This is a genomic window from Agromyces binzhouensis, assembly GCF_004135055.1.
Classification (GTDB): Bacteria; Actinomycetota; Actinomycetes; order Actinomycetales; family Microbacteriaceae; genus Agromyces; species Agromyces binzhouensis.
The window spans coordinates 1-14,142 of sequence record NZ_SDPL01000033.1; the positions used below are offsets into that span (position 1 = coordinate 1).

The 14,142-nt window shown below is 71.7% G+C and carries 16 protein-coding genes; 11 read left to right on the forward strand and 5 right to left on the reverse strand.

All coding sequences use genetic code 11. The features are described from left to right. Nucleotides 1-219, reverse strand: a 219-nt coding sequence (locus ESO86_RS03555; protein WP_207207003.1) for a hypothetical protein, incomplete at its 3' end; no start/stop codon positions are given. Nucleotides 220-434: 215 nt separating this feature from the next. Here ESO86_RS03555 and rpsO point away from each other — a divergent pair. Together rpsO and ESO86_RS03565 are read left to right on the forward strand one after the other, a co-directional pair. Then, the gene (gene rpsO, locus ESO86_RS03560) at nt 435-704 is read left to right on the forward strand and encodes a 30S ribosomal protein S15 (RefSeq protein WP_129233514.1); all 270 of its coding nucleotides are present in this window, start codon (nt 435-437) and stop codon (nt 702-704) included. A gap of 195 nt (nt 705-899) precedes the next feature. Then, a complete protein-coding gene (locus tag ESO86_RS03565; RefSeq protein ID WP_129233515.1) occupies nt 900-2,024 on the forward strand; it encodes a M24 family metallopeptidase in 1,125 nt (374 codons plus the stop codon). A 29-nt stretch (nt 2,025-2,053) separates the two neighbouring features. Here the strand turns inward: ESO86_RS03565 and ESO86_RS03570 are convergent, their stop codons facing one another. Then, nucleotides 2,054-2,602 (reverse strand): CGNR zinc finger domain-containing protein, encoded by a 549-nt coding sequence (locus tag ESO86_RS03570; protein WP_207207004.1) that lies wholly within the window; start codon nt 2,600-2,602, stop codon nt 2,054-2,056. Nucleotides 2,603-2,694: 92 nt separating this feature from the next. On the opposite strand from ESO86_RS03570, the gene ESO86_RS03575 reads away from it, so the two are divergent. From ESO86_RS03575 to ESO86_RS03595, 5 genes are all read left to right on the forward strand, one after another. Next, nucleotides 2,695-3,657 carry an EamA family transporter gene (locus ESO86_RS03575; protein ID WP_129233516.1) on the forward strand — a complete coding sequence of 321 codons (963 nt, stop codon included), beginning with the start codon at nt 2,695-2,697 and terminating at the stop codon, nt 3,655-3,657. 9 nt (nt 3,658-3,666) lie between these two features. Continuing rightward, entirely contained in the window at nt 3,667-4,554 is an 888-nt protein-coding gene (locus ESO86_RS03580; protein ID WP_129233517.1) for an LLM class flavin-dependent oxidoreductase, read from the forward strand. 73 nt (nt 4,555-4,627) lie between these two features. Continuing rightward, entirely contained in the window at nt 4,628-5,263 is a 636-nt protein-coding gene (locus ESO86_RS03585) for a hypothetical protein (protein ID WP_129233518.1), read from the forward strand. Nucleotides 5,264-5,384: 121 nt separating this feature from the next. Then, nucleotides 5,385-7,037 carry a M28 family peptidase gene (locus ESO86_RS03590; protein WP_129233519.1) on the forward strand — a complete coding sequence of 551 codons (1,653 nt, stop codon included), beginning with the start codon at nt 5,385-5,387 and terminating at the stop codon, nt 7,035-7,037. A 178-nt stretch (nt 7,038-7,215) separates the two neighbouring features. Then, nucleotides 7,216-8,091 carry an alpha/beta fold hydrolase gene (locus ESO86_RS03595; RefSeq protein ID WP_129233527.1) on the forward strand — a complete coding sequence of 292 codons (876 nt, stop codon included), beginning with the start codon at nt 7,216-7,218 and terminating at the stop codon, nt 8,089-8,091. Here ESO86_RS03595 and ESO86_RS03600 read toward each other — a convergent pair. Next, a complete protein-coding gene (locus ESO86_RS03600; protein ID WP_129233520.1) occupies nt 8,081-8,833 on the reverse strand; it encodes a glycosyltransferase family 2 protein in 753 nt (250 codons plus the stop codon). The genes ESO86_RS03595 and ESO86_RS03600 overlap by 11 nt on opposite strands. A 113-nt stretch (nt 8,834-8,946) precedes the next feature. Between ESO86_RS03600 and ESO86_RS03605 the strand changes: the two genes are divergently transcribed. Then, entirely contained in the window at nt 8,947-10,173 is a 1,227-nt protein-coding gene (locus ESO86_RS03605) for an LLM class flavin-dependent oxidoreductase (RefSeq protein ID WP_129233521.1), read from the forward strand. Then, entirely contained in the window at nt 10,170-10,799 is a 630-nt protein-coding gene (locus ESO86_RS03610) for a CE1759 family FMN reductase (RefSeq protein ID WP_129233522.1), read from the forward strand. The genes ESO86_RS03605 and ESO86_RS03610 overlap by 4 nt, the downstream gene beginning before the upstream one ends. Before the next feature lie 63 nt (nt 10,800-10,862). Here the strand turns inward: ESO86_RS03610 and ESO86_RS03615 are convergent, their stop codons facing one another. Then, complete coding sequence (locus ESO86_RS03615; protein WP_129233523.1) at nt 10,863-11,804, reverse strand: hypothetical protein; 942 nt, start codon at nt 11,802-11,804, stop codon at nt 10,863-10,865. Between the two features lie 373 nt (nt 11,805-12,177). On the opposite strand from ESO86_RS03615, the gene ESO86_RS03620 reads away from it, so the two are divergent. After that, complete coding sequence (locus ESO86_RS03620; protein WP_129233524.1) at nt 12,178-12,666, forward strand: hypothetical protein; 489 nt, start codon at nt 12,178-12,180, stop codon at nt 12,664-12,666. A gap of 75 nt (nt 12,667-12,741) precedes the next feature. Here the strand turns inward: ESO86_RS03620 and ESO86_RS03625 are convergent, their stop codons facing one another. Continuing rightward, nucleotides 12,742-12,948, reverse strand: a complete 207-nt coding sequence (locus ESO86_RS03625) for a dodecin family protein (protein WP_129233525.1) — start codon at nt 12,946-12,948, stop codon at nt 12,742-12,744. A 196-nt stretch (nt 12,949-13,144) separates the two neighbouring features. Between ESO86_RS03625 and ESO86_RS03630 the strand changes: the two genes are divergently transcribed. Continuing rightward, the coding region (locus ESO86_RS03630; protein WP_165307286.1) for a glycosyltransferase family 4 protein at nt 13,145-14,142 on the forward strand (998 nt) is incomplete at its 3' end.

The window sequence follows — 14,142 nt, forward strand, 5'->3', positions numbered from 1 at the left end:
GCCCGCTCGTCCGGGTGCCGGGATGCGCTCGGCGGCGCGGGTCGGCGTCGGGGCCGGGGCCGCGGCGCGGCGGTCGAGCTCGAGCAGGCGCCACTCGCTGTCCGTGAGCAGGAGCGTGCGTCCCGTCTCGGGGTCGAGGCGCTCGAAGCGCGGGTCGTCGGCCCCGGCACGGGAGTAGACCCGCTCCCGGAGCTGCGCGCGTTCCTCGTCGATCGACATGCCGCCCCGTCCGTGTTCCAGCCTAATCCCGGCGCGAAGGCGACCGGGCGAGTGCCGCGGCACCCGCGGCACGGCGTCCCGCCGGTCGCCCCGGGCGGCGGGCGTGCGGCATTCGCTCTGCTAGAATCTTGAGGTTGCCGTGAATCGGCCGCGCATCAAGAGAGCCCAGGCATCAGGCCCCGGGCAGCGCGCAACGAGAAGAAGGGATCCCATCTATGGCACTGGATGCAGACATCAAGAAGGCGATCATCGACGAGTACGCGACCCACCCCGGTGACACCGGATCCCCCGAGGTCCAGGTCGCGATCCTCACCAAGCGGATCAAGGACCTCACCGAGCACCTCAAGGAGCACAAGCACGACCACCACTCGCGTCGTGGCCTGCTGCTCCTCGTCGGTCAGCGTCGTCGTCTGCTCGGCTACCTCGCCGACGTCGACATCAACCGCTACCGCTCGCTCATCGAGCGTCTCGGGCTGCGCCGCTAAGCGCGTTCACCCGCGCGGCTCTCGACGACACCGCGAACTTCTTGCGAAGGCCCCCGCCCCGCTCACCACGAGCCGGCCGGGGGCCTTCGTCATGCCCGACGAAGGGCCGGACGGCCTGACGGTCCGGGCCTGCGCCCGCTATCCTCCGACCGACCGCGCGGGCCCGTCGCGGCCATGGCCACGAGGAGGACGACGATGACCGACGCGATGCCCGTACCCTTCACCGTCGACGACTTCGCCGCGCGCATGCGGCGGGCCGCTCGTGCGGCCGACGACGCGGGCCTCGCCGGTCTCGTCGTCACGCCGGGGCCCGACCTCGCCTACCTCACGGGGTACGTGCCCGCGGCGATCACCGAGCGCCTCACGATGCTCGTGGTCCCGGCCGACGGCGACCCGTCGCTCGTCGTGCCGCGGCTCGAGCGGCCCGATGCCGAACGCGCCGCCGGCGCGCCGATCGTCCGGCTCATCGACTGGATGGACGGCGACGACCCCTACGGGGTGGCTGCGCCCCAGCTCGGGTCGGGGCGGTACGCGATGTCGGACTCCGCGTGGGCGATGCACCTGCTCGGTCTCCAGGGCCGGCTCGAGACGACCTCGTACGTGTCGATGACGACGGCCCTGCCCATGCTCCGCGCCGTGAAGGACGACGACGAGCTCGAACGGCTCGCCGCGGCGGGCGCGGCCGCCGACGCCGCGTACGGCGACATCCTCCGCGTGCGATTCGCCGGCCGCACGGAGGCCGAGGTCGCCGCCGACCTCGCTGCGTTCCTGATCGCGCACGGCCACTCCCAGGTCGACTTCACCCTGGTCGGCTCCGGGCCGAACGGCGCGAACCCGCACCACGAGCACGGCGACCGCGTCATCGAGGACGGCGACATGGTGGTGCTCGACTTCGGCGGGCTGAAGCTCGGGTACGGCTCCGACACGACCCGCACGGTGCACGTCGGCGAGCCCACCGACGAGGAGCGCACGGTGCACGAGCTCGTCGTCCGCGCGCAGCAGGCGGGGTTCGACGCGGTGCGACCGGGCGTCGCGTGCCAGGAGATCGACCGCGTCGCTCGCGGGGTCATCGCCGACGCCGGGTACGGCGAGTATTTCATCCACCGGGTCGGGCACGGCATCGGCCTCACGACGCACGAGCCTCCGTACATGGTCGAGGGCGAGGAGACGCCGCTCGAGCCAGGCATGTGCTTCTCGATCGAACCCGGGATCTACCTTCCCGATAGGTTCGGCGTGCGCATCGAGGACATCGTCACGGTCACGGCCGACGGCGGTCGCCGCCTGAACACGACGCCCCGCGAGATGGCGATCGTGCACTGACCCGGGCGGCACGCCGAGTCATCGGCTGATCAGTCGGCGCTGCGCGCCCGGTAGGCCCGGGTGGCCATGCGGTTGCCGCAGCGCGTGCTGCAGTACCGCTTCGAGGCGTTCTTCGAGAGGTCGACGAAGACGCCGGTGCAGTCGTCGGCCTGGCACCGCGCGAGCCGGTCGATCCCGTCGGCGCGGATGACGTCGACGAGCGCCATGGCCGCCTCGACGAGCATCCGCTCGGCCAGCGGACGGTCCTGCGAGACGGCGTGGATGTGCCAGTCGAGCTCGTCGTGCCGCACGAGGCGGGGGATCGCGTGCGCCTCCTCGAGGATGGCGTTGACGGCGCCCGCCATGGGATCGCGCTCGAGCGTCCAGATCTCGCGGAGGCGGCCGCGCACGGCGCGGACCTCGTCGAGTTCGCGCCCGTCGCCGTCGCGGCGACCCGAGAAGCCCCAGACGTCGAGCAGGCCGGCCAACTGGCCCGTCGTGGCGAGTTCGTCGTCGCCGGACTCCGACGCTCCGGGCACCGTGTCGGCGACCGCGGCCATGAACCCGAGGGCCGCGACAGTGTCATCGGTGAAAATCATTTGACTCCTGACATCCGCATCGCTAGCGTAACGAGCATAACGTCGTTCGGTCCTTACGGTTCCGCGGCGTGCGGACTGTGGAGGAGGCGACCGTGCGTGCATCACGGGGGATCGTCGGCATCGCGCTCGGGCTCGCCGCCGGGCTGGCGTTCGGCGTGGGCGGCGTGTTCGTCAAGCCCCTGCTCGAGGCGGGCTGGTCTCCCGGCGCCGCGGTGCTCGCGCGGATCTCGATCGCGGCCGTGCTGCTCGTCGTCCCGGGCCTCATCGCGCTGCGGTTCGACCTGCGGCCGCTGTGGCGCGCCCGCTGGACCGTGCTGCTCTTCGGCGTCGTGGCCGTCGCGGGCGTGCAGTTCGCGTTCTACGCCTCCCTCGAGCGCATCCCGGTGTCGATGACGCTCCTCATCGAGTACCTCGCGCCGATCGCGCTCGTCCTGTTCGCCTGGGTGAGCACGAGGCGGATGCCGCAGCTCATCGTGCTCGGCGGCTCCGCGCTCGCGCTGGCCGGCCTCTGGCTCGTGATCGGCCCCGGCGGCGGCGACCTCGACCCGCTCGGCCTGGCATTCGCCGCCATCGCCATGATCGGCGTCTGCGTCTACTACGCGATCGGGGAGAAGGCGTCGGAGCGAGTGCCGCCCGTCGCGCTCATCGCGGCCGGGTTCGTCGTCGGCGCGATCTCCCTCGGCCTCGCGGGCCTCGCGGGCCTCATGCCCATGGAGGCGGCGCTCGTCGACGTCGCGTTCCTCGGCGGCACCGCCCCGTGGTGGATCCCGCTCCTCACCGTCGGCGCGTTCTCGACGGCGTTCGCGTACGCGGCGGGCATCGCCGCCATCCGCCTGCTCGGGTCGCGCCTCTCCTCGTTCCTCGGCCTCTCCGAGGTGATCTTCGCGGGCATCGTCGGCTGGGTCCTCCTCGGCGAGGCGCTCGGACCGCTGCAGATCCTCGGCGGTGCCCTGATCCTCGGCGGGATCGTGCTCGTCAAGCTCGAGCGGAGGCCGCGGGACGCGGCATCCGACGAGGCGGTCCCGGAGCCGATGCCCGTCTCCACCGGCGCGTAGGCTCTGGGCATGCGATTCGGCCTCGTCATCCTCCCGCAGTACGAGTGGCCCGAGGCCGGTCGGCTCTGGCGTCAGGCCGAGGAGCTCGGGTTCGACCACGCCTGGACCTACGACCACCTCTCCTGGCGCGGCCTCGCGGGGGAGCGGTGGCACGCGACCGTTCCGACGCTCACGGCGGCGGCGACGGTCACCGAGCGGATCCGCCTCGGGACGTTCGTCGCGAGCCCCAACTACCGTCATCCGGTGCCGTTCGCGAAGGACGTCGCCACGCTCGACCAGGTCTCGGGCGGCCGCCTGATCCTGGGCCTCGGCTCGGGCGGAACCGGCTTCGACGCGCACGTGCTCGGGCAGTCCGAACTCTCCGTGCGCGAACGGTACGAGCGATTCCGCGAGTTCACCGAGGCGCTCGACCGGCTGCTGCGCTTCGAGCGCGGCGCGGGCGAGGGCATCTCCTACTGGGGCGACCACTTCTCGGCCGTCGCGGCGCGCATGGTCGGCGAACCGGCGCAGGAGCCGCGCATGCCGTTCCTCATGGCCGCGAACGGTCCCCGCGCGATGCGGCTCGCCGCGCGCTACGGATCGGGCTGGGTCACCACCGGCGGCGACGTCGACACGGATGCCGCATGGTGGGCGCGCATCGCCGAGCTCGCGTCACGGCTCGACGACGCCCTGGCGGCGGAGGAACGCGCGCCCGACGAGTTCGACCGGGTGCTCTCGCTCGACGGCGACGCCCGGTACTCGATGGCGAGTGCGGACGCGTTCGAGGACGCCGTCGGGCGGGCCCGCGAACTCGGCTTCACGGACGTCGTCTCGCACCGGCCGCGCGAGCACGGGCTGTACGCGGGCAGCGAGGCCGTCCTCGAGGAGGTCGGCTCGCGCCTGGCCTCGCTCCGCTGATCCGATCGGAGGTCACGCGGGTCGCGTGGGCGGCCGGCCGCCTCGTCGCCCGCAGGGCCGGTAGCCTGACGTGGTGTCCGCGCCCCGCTTCGTCTCCCCGTTCCGGTGGGAGCCGCTCCCGTACCTCGTCCTGGTGGCGCTCCTCCTCCTCACCGGGCTGATCCGCCCGGAGAGCGGCGGATGGCTCGTCGCGCTGCTCATCGCGATCACGCTGACCGCGGCGTGGGGCGTCGTCGGCTTCGTCAGGGAGCGGCGCATGCGCAATCCCGATCCCATGGGCGATCTCACGACGCTCGACGGGATCGAGATCGTCGACGCGTCGCCCGTCGCGGCAGCGGTGCGCGCCGTCGTCCCCGTCGTCGACGTGCATCGGCACCAGCCCGCGATCGACCTCGCCCGCCTGCACGGGGGTGCATCTCAGCACGCGATCCTCGTGCCGAGGGCGCGTCGGTGGCTGTCGCCGAAGTACCGCGTCGGCGTGCAGCTCGTCGGGGGCGACCGGCCCCGGCATGCCGGGTTCCTCGGCGAGGCGCCCGACCGGCGCTGGCGCGACGCCCTCGACGAGCTGCGCGTCTCCCGCGGAGCCTTCGTCAGGGTGCCGGCGGTCATCGAGGGCAGCGGCCGGCCGTATCGGGTGGACCTCGACCTCAGCGGACTCGGTGCGATCCCGGGTGGCGGCGACGAGGCATCCGCCGACGAGCGATCGTGAGGAATCGTCGTCCGCATAGTCGGGCGCTCGCTCGAAGTCAAGACTGTTACCGTCGGCGTCGCGGCACGTAGTCTCTCGCAGGAAGGGCATCGATGAGGACGCCCTCCGAGAAGGAGAGACGATGTATCGAACTACGAGGCTTTCCCGCCGCGCCGCCGTGCTCGCGACCAGCACAGCGACGGTCGCGGCGCTGGCGCTGGTGCCGGCAGGCGCCGCGCTGGGTGCTCCGGCCGCGAAGGGCTGCGAGAACCGCAACAACACCACCCTCTCGAGCCTGCTCGAGTGCGTCGACGCCGACGGTGCGATGGAGCACATGGCGGCACTGCAGGAGATCGCAGACGCGAACGGCGGCAACCGCGCAGCGGGTACCGAGGGCTACGAGCAGAGCGTCCAGTACGTCGTGGAGACGCTCGAGGCAGCCGGCTGGGACGTGTCGATCGACGAGTTCGACTACACGTACTTCGGTCCGGCCTCGCTCAGCCAGCTCACGCCGATCCAGGCCGACTACAGCACCGGCGCGTTCTCCGGTACGGGCGCCGGCGACGTCACCGGCAACGTCGTGCCGGTCGACCTCGACCTCGGGCTCGGCAACACCAGCACGAGCGGGTGCCAGCCGGAGGACTTCGCCGGGCTCGACTTCTCCGGACCGAACGACATCGCCCTCGTCCAACGCGGTGCGTGCAACTTCGGCGACAAGGCGCTGAACGCCGAGACCGCCGGCGCCGAGGCCGTGGTCATCTTCAACCAGGGCAACACGGCAGAGCGCACGGCCCTCATCGTCGCCAACGCCGGCACCCTCACCGACGGCACGCCGATCACCCACGGCATCCCCGTCGTGGGTGCGAGCTACGACGACGGCGTGGCACTCTCGGCGGAGGGGTCGACCGCGCACGTGTTCGTGCCCGCGCCGGAGAACCGCCCGCAGAAGAACGTCATCGCCGAGAAGACCGGCGTCAACGACGACAACGTCGTGATGGCGGGCGCGCACCTCGACTCCGTCGAGGCCGGCCCCGGCATCAACGACAACGGCAGCGGCTCCGCCGCGCTGATCGAGATCGCGCAGAACCTCAGCAAGCTCGAGCCGCAGAACACGATCCGCCTCGCGTGGTGGGCCGCCGAGGAGGACGGCCTGCTCGGTTCGGAGGCCTACGTCGCCGGTCTCAGCCAGGAGGAGCAGGACCGCATCGCGCTGTACCTGAACTTCGACATGGTCGCCTCGCCGAACTACATCTTCATGGTCTACGACGGCGACGAGTCCGGCTGGCTGGCGCCTGCGGGCGTTCCCATCCCCGACGGCTCGGTCCAGATCGAGAAGCTCTTCGAGAGCTACTACACCTCGGTCGGCGAGCCGTACGACGACGCGCAGTTCAGCGGTCGCAGCGACTACGACGCGTTCATCCGCGTCGGCATCCCGGCGGGCGGCCTGTTCACCGGCGCTGAGGTCCAGAAGACCGAGGAGCAGGAGTCGATCTGGGGCGGCGTCGCCGGTGAGTCGTACGACCAGTGCTACCACCTCGCCTGCGACACGATCGACAACGTCAACGAGCACGCGCTCGACGTGAACGTGGACGCGATCGCCACCGCGGTGCTCGCGTACTCGTACTCGACGGAGTCGGTGAACGGCGTCACGGGCGTGAAGGTGCCCGGCGGTCTCAAGCTGCCCGCACCGGCCGGTCCGGAAGGCACGATCGGCGGCAACGCCGGCGGCCTCGACCCCGACCTCGTCGGCGGCCACGACCACGACCACCACCACGGCTCGACCGAGACCGACTGACCTCGATCGAACCGACCCAGCGGGGCCCGTCGCGGAAGCGGCGGGCCCCGTTCCCTGTCCGCGTGGGCTCGGCACGCGGTACCGTGAGGGCGTGCTCGACTTCTCCGGAAGGCACGACTCACGGCGGCGGCGCGACGTCGTCGCGGATCGGACGACGGTCGCGGTCGACGACGAAGCGATGCTGCGCGACGCGGCCCTCCCCGACATCGACTGGCGCGAGTGGCCCTCCGGCACCGAGCGCTTCCGGTCCGCTGCGCCGAGCGGTGGACTCGCGAGCGTCGCGCTCGGTCCCGCGGACGGGCCGAGGGTGCTGCTGGTGCCGGGCGCGACGGGGTCGAAGGAGGACTTCCTGCTGCTCGCGCCTCCGCTCGTCCGCGCGGGGTTCCGCGTCGAGTCGTTCGACCTCGCCGGGCAGTACGAGTCCGCGGAGGCCGGGCCCTGGAACCTCGATCCGCCACGCGCGCGGTACGACGAGCGGTTGTTCGCGGACGACCTGATCGCCGTGCTCGACAGCCGCCTCGCGCCGGCGCACGTCCTCGGCTACAGCTTCGCCGGCACCGTGGCGCAACGGGCGCTGAGCGAACGTCCGGACCGCTTCGCGAGCCTGACGCTCCTCAGCGCGCCCCCGCTCGTCGGCCAGGTGTTCCGGGGCCTGAAGCGGATCGGCCCGATCTCCGGCGCCGCGTCGGCGGCCCAGGGCGCGGGGCTCATGCTCTGGGGCATCCGGAACAACCTGAACCGCGTTCCGCCGGGTCGGTTCGCGTTCGTCCGCGAGCGCTTCGCGCTGACCCGCCGTGACAGCGTGACGGACATCATCGGCCTGATGATGCGGACCCCCGACCTGACCGAGCCGACGGCGCGTTCGACGATTCCCAAGCTCGTCGCGGTGGGGGAGCACGACCTCTGGCCGCGGTCGCTCCACGAGCGGTTCGCGGGCGAGATCGGCGCTCGTCTCGCGGTCTATCGGGCCGGGCACAGCCCCTGCGAGCAGTCGCCGAACCAGCTCGCGCGGGACATGCTGGCGCTCTTCGCGGAGGCGGGACTCACCTCGTGACGGCTCCGGCCGCATCCGCGGCGCGACGTCGCTCGGCTCGTCGTCGACGCGCCGGCCAGGCGCGCCAGTCCACGGCGAGCGTCCGGTAGGCCATGACCAGCCGTCGGGCCAGCTGCTCCGGGCTCTCGAACGGTCGGATCGACACGCCGACGAGGAGCGACGGGTCGTACACGACCGTCATGCCCGGCTGCATCCACCAGGAGAGATCGAGGTCGTCGTGCACGTCGGCGCGATCGCGATGCACGAGCGTCCGGAGGACGGCCCATGCGTCGCGCCGCAGCGCCGAGTTCGAACCGAAGAGGGGCGGATGACCGAGCACCGCGCCGATGACGGTGAAGTAGCCGCCGAGATAGAGATGACGTGCGATCCATCGCCGCGGTCGCGTGCCGCCGTAGAACGTGCCGACGCCGGTGACCGCCGTGGGACGGTCGTCGGATCCCATCCGCTGCTCCACCCGCTCGAGCCAGTCGGGCGCCGGAACGGAGTCCGCATCGAGGCGCGCGAGGATCTCACCCGCGGCCTCGTCGAATCCGGCGGCGGCCGCCGGCCAGATCCCCCGGTGCGCCTGGGCGACCACGCGAGCCCCGGCGTCCCGGGCGATCGCGGCGGAGTCGTCCGTCGAGCCGTCGTCCACGACGATCACCTCGTCGGGTCTCCGGCTCTGCCCGCGGAGCGCGTCGAGGCAGACCGCCAGGAACGGCGCATCGTTCCGGCACGGGATGACGACCGAGATGGTGCCCATCGTGGCGAAGTCTAGTGTCGCCCGTTCGCGGCCGGGAATAGTCCGGCCGGGCCATCCGTTCACCTGATTGCATGCAAACGCATGAAACGAGAGAAGGAGCCCAGGAGGGCGACATGCAGTTCGGAATCTTCACCGTCAGCGACATCACGCAGGACCCCACGACCGGCCGGACGCCGAGCGAGGCCGAGCGGATCCAGGCGACGCTGACCATCGCCAAGCACGCGGAGGAGGTCGGCCTCGACGTCTTCGCGCTCGGTGAGCACCACAACCCGCCGTTCTGGTCGTCGTCGCCCACCACGACGCTCGCGTACATCGCCGGGCAGACGAGCACCCTGCAGCTCTCGACCGCCACGACCCTCATCACCACGAACGACCCCGTGAAGCTCGCCGAGGACTACGCGATGCTCCAGCACGTGTCGGGCGGTCGCGCCGACCTCATGCTCGGCCGCGGCAACACCGGCCCGGTCTACCCGTGGTTCGGCAAGGACATCCGCCAGGGCCTGCCCATCGCGATCGAGAGCTACGAGCTCCTGCACCGCCTCTGGCGCGAGGACGTCGTCGACTGGGAGGGCAAGTTCCGCACCCCGCTCCAGGGCTTCACCGCGACCCCGCGCCCGCTCGACGGCGTGCCGCCGTTCGTGTGGCACGGCTCGATCCGCACCCCCGAGGTCGCGGAGCAGGCCGCCTTCTACGGCGACGGCTTCTTCGCCAACCACATCTTCTGGCCGGCAACCCACACCCAGCGCATGATCGCGCTGTACCGCCAGCGCTTCGAGCACCACGGCCACGGCACCGCCGCGCAGGCGATCGTCGGCCTCGGCGGCCAGGCGTTCATGCGGAAGAACTCGCAGGACGCGGTGAACGAGTTCCGCCCCTACTTCGACAACGCCCCGGTGTACGGCCACGGCCCGAGCATGGAGGAGTTCACCCAGCAGACGCCGCTCACCGTCGGCAGCCCGCAGCAGGTCATCGACCGTACGCTCGCCTACCGCGACTACGTCGGCGACTACCAGCGCCAGCTCTGGCTCATGGACCACGCCGGCCTTCCGCTCAAGACCGTGCTCGAGCAGCTCGACCTGCTCGGCGAGGAGGTCGTGCCCGTGCTGCGCCGCGAGTTCGCGAAGGACCGCCCCGCCGACGTGCCCGACGCGCCGACCCATGCCTCGCTCGTCCGGGCGAAGTACGGGGATGCCGCACCGCGCCAGGCGACGCCGAACGCCAACCGCGGCGACAACCTCACCCTGGGCTCGCCCTACCAGGACGGCCCGGGCGCACCCGTGGCGGCCTCGACCGGTTCGGCCTTCGGCCGGGCCGCGACCCGGACGGCGGGTGCGCGATGACCGCCAGGAGGATCGTCGTCATCTCGGCCGGGCTCTCGACGCCCAGCTCGAGCCGCCAGCTCGCCGATCGGCTCCTGGCCGACAGTGCCGGACTCCTGCGGGAGCGCGGCGTCGAGGTCGACGCGAAGGTGTTCGAGCTGCGCGACCTCGCGCACGACATCACGAACCACCTGCTCATGGGCTTCGCCCCGCCGAAGCTCGAGGAGGCGCTCGACGCGGTCGCGTCGGCCGACGGCCTCATCGTCGTCACGCCGATCTTCACGACGAGCTACGCCGGCCTGTTCAAGTCGTTCATCGACGTGATCGACCCGCAGGCGCTGACGGACCTCCCGGTGCTCATCGGCGCCACGGGCGGCACGCCGCGGCATTCGCTCGCGATCGACTACGCGATCCGGCCGCTGTTCACCTACCTGCACGCCATCCCCGTGACGACCGGCGTCTTCGCCGCGACGGGCGACTGGGGCGGCGGAGGAGACGGCGTCCGGTCGCTGCCGGACCGCATCTTCCGAGGTGCGACCGAGTTCGCCGACCTCGTCGAGCGCACCGACCGCAGCGACATGCTGAGCGACCCGTTCGCGCTGGACCGTCCGATGGGTCACCTGCTCGGGGGCCTCGCGGGGGAGTGACCCGGGGATGACACGGCGGAGGGCCGGCGGAGACATTCCGCCGGCCCTCCCGTGGTGCGTCGCTCAGCAGGTGACCGAGTAGTAGAACGCGCCGTCCTTCGGCGCGCCGGTCTCGCGATCCTGCAGGTACACGAAGAACTCGTTGATGTACGTGTCGCTCATCGTGGCCGATGCGACGACGTCCGAATCCCACGGGGTGACGACGTACGAGCAGAACTCGAGATCGTGGTCGACGGCGAGCGCGTAGAAGCCCGTGGTCGGCGTGCCCTCTCCGCGCCAGATGCCCCACAGCGTCGCGCCACCCGCGGCGAGTCCGCCCTCAGGGGTGATCAGGCCGTGGTCGTTGAGCACGTAGTAGCCCGTGACGTCGATCACCAGGTGGGTTGGGCTGAGGAACGGGCGAGCGGAGAGGCGGAAGTCCGTGCCAGGCGCGCTGAGTGCGGCAACGGTCGCGTCGCCGACCTCGAGACCCTTCGGGTACGTGAGTGCGGTCGAGGTCGGGATGGCCTCGCCGTACCCCCAGAGCTTGAGATAGCCGCTCCCGGCCGGCGCGACCGCCTTCAGCGCTGCCCCGATCGCGACGGCATTCTCGGGGATGCCGCATCCGCCCGAAGTTCCGCCCTGTGCTTCGAACCCGATGTCCCCGGAGACCCGGAAATCGCGTGTGCTCGACACCGCGATCCTGCCGGCCGACGACTTGCGGGTGTCTGCGATCCGGCAGGGGGCGACCGGTACGAAGGTCGTCGCCTCGTTGCCGAGGTACCCAGCACCGGCGCCGGAGGTCGTCGACTGCTCGGCGGCGGCGGCGTCCGCGTCGGCCTGGAGGTCGGCGATGGCGTCATCCGAGTACTCGCGCACGGTGGTCGTCGTCGACCCATCCGCGAGGTCTGGGCGTTCGGCGCCCGCGACGGGGCCCATGGCGAGCGCACCGGCCGTGACCGCTGCGGTGACGGTGGTGAGCCCGGTGACGACGGCGGCTGCCGTGCGCCTGGAAAGTGTGATCAATGCATGCTCCACTGTGTTTCGCCAGGAGCCCGACTGGTCCGTCGAGACGACCTGGATGCCCTTCATCGACCAGTCGGTCTCAGCGGATCATATGGGCTGCCGGACGCGGCTCTCCGGTTGCGGGAGGCAGTCGTCATCGATCCGTGATGATCGGGCTCCAAGGGCGAGGAGTCCTCGGTTCACGGTGGACGAGAAAAGCTGAGTAATACTCATGAAGGGCCTTCACGCGGGACGGCTTCGGGAGTAGCGTCGGCACCGGGAGCGCGGCTTCGGCCGCACACGCCCCTTCTCTCGCCCTACCGGGTCCTCGGACGCGCGCGAGCCGACGTCGCATCGGCTCCCGAACAGATCGCAACCCGAGAGAAGGACCATCATGTCCATCCGTCGTGCACTCGCCGCGCTCGGCGCGGCCGCCGCGCTCGTCCTGGTCGGCGCGGCCGGACCCGCCATGGCGGGCAACCCGCACTTCATCAAGAACGCCACCTCCGCGCACCTCGACGGCGTGAACCTCGTCGTCGACTTCAAGGAGGCCGGACTGCCCTCCGGCGCGGTCGAGACCGTCGTCGCGAGTGCGGACCTCAGCGCCACCTACTCGTGCGTGAACGGGGGCGGCAACGTGCCGTCCGACCCCAAGAAGACGACCATCGACTCGAGGGTCTCCGAGAGCGGCGAGTTCACCGCCGCCAAGAACGGCAACATCGTCGGCTCGCTGACGCTCATGCCGACGCCCGCAGACGTCGCGCTCGACTGCCCGAACGGGCAGACCGCGACGCTGCTCTCCGTCGTGTGGTCGAACGTGACCGTCGAGGACCTCGACAGCGGCGCGTTCATCGCGGTGAAGGGGACCTTCAGCGCGCCCTGATCGCATCGCACGCCACGGGCCGGGGCGGACGGCGCACGCCGTCCGCCCCGGCCCGTCGTGACCGGTTGCGCCGCGTCAGTCGTCGAGCACGAACGTGACCTCCAGGGTGACCGACCACTCGACGACGCTGCCGCCCTCGACCTTGACCTTCTGCTCCTTCACCCACGCGCCCTTGACGCCGCGAAGCGTCTCCGCGGAGCGGGCGATGCCGACCGCGACCGCGTCCTCGAAGCTCGTCTCGGAGAAGGCGGTGATGGTGGTGACTCGTGCGACCGATGACATGTCGTTCCCCCTCGAACGATCCCGGACGCATCGGAGCATGCGCCCGACCTCCATCATGCGCCTGACCGGCGGGCGCCGCGAGGGGTTGACCCGTTCGCGACCGGCGCGCGAACGGCATCCGTCGCCTCGGTGAACCCTCGGCGGACGACGGCGTCTCGGCTCGTGTCGCGACGGCGCAGCGCCCCATGCTGGCGGCGTGAGAGTCGCACTGCTCGCCGAGTCGTTCCTCCCGCACATGAACGGCGTCACGCACTCCCTGCTGCAGGTGCTCGGGCACCTCGAGCGGCAGGGCCACGAGGCGCTCGTCCTCGCTCCGCGGTCCGGCCCCGTCGACCACGGCCTGCACGGCGCGCGCGCGGAGTTCCTCCGCTCGGTGCCGATGCCCGGCTACCCCGAGGTCCGCGTGACCTTCGCGGGCGCTCGCAGGCTCGCGGGCACGCTCGCGGACTTCGCCCCCGACGTCGTGCACCTCGCGTCGCCGTTCGTGCTCGGCTGGCAGGGCGTGATCGCCGCCGAGCGCATCGGCGCGCCGAGCGTCGCGGTCTACCAGACGGATGTCCCGGCCTACGCCGAGCGCTACCGCCTGCCCGGCGCGGCCCCGATGCTCGCCAACCACGTGGGCCGGCTGCATCGGCGCGCGACCCTCACGCTCGCGCCGTCCTCCGCAGCCGTCGCGCAGCTCGAGGGATACGGCGTCGAGCGACTGCGCCGCTGGGCCCGCGGGGTCGACACCGACCGCTTCCGCCCCGAACGGCGCTCCCTCGGATGGCGCCGTCGCCACGCGGCCGACGACGAGGTCCTCGTCGGGTACGTCGGCCGGCTCGCACCGGAGAAGCAGGTGGAGGACCTCCGCGCGGTGGCCGCGATCGACGGCGTCCGCCTCGTCGTGATCGGCGACGGTCCGGCGCGCACCGCGCTCGAGGCGATGCTCCCGGATGCCGCGTTCACGGGCTTCCTCGGCGGGGACGCGCTCGCCGAGGCGATGGCGAGCCTCGACGTGTTCGTCCACCCCGGCGAGAGCGAGACCTTCTGCCAGACCGTCCAGGAGGCGCTCGCGAGCGGGGTCCCCGTCGTGGCGACCGGTCGCGGCGGTCCGCTCGACCTCGTGAGCTCGAGCCGCGACGGCTGGCTGTACCGCCCCGGCGACCTCGACGAGCTGACGGCGCGGGTGCGCGACCTGGCGGGCGACGACGC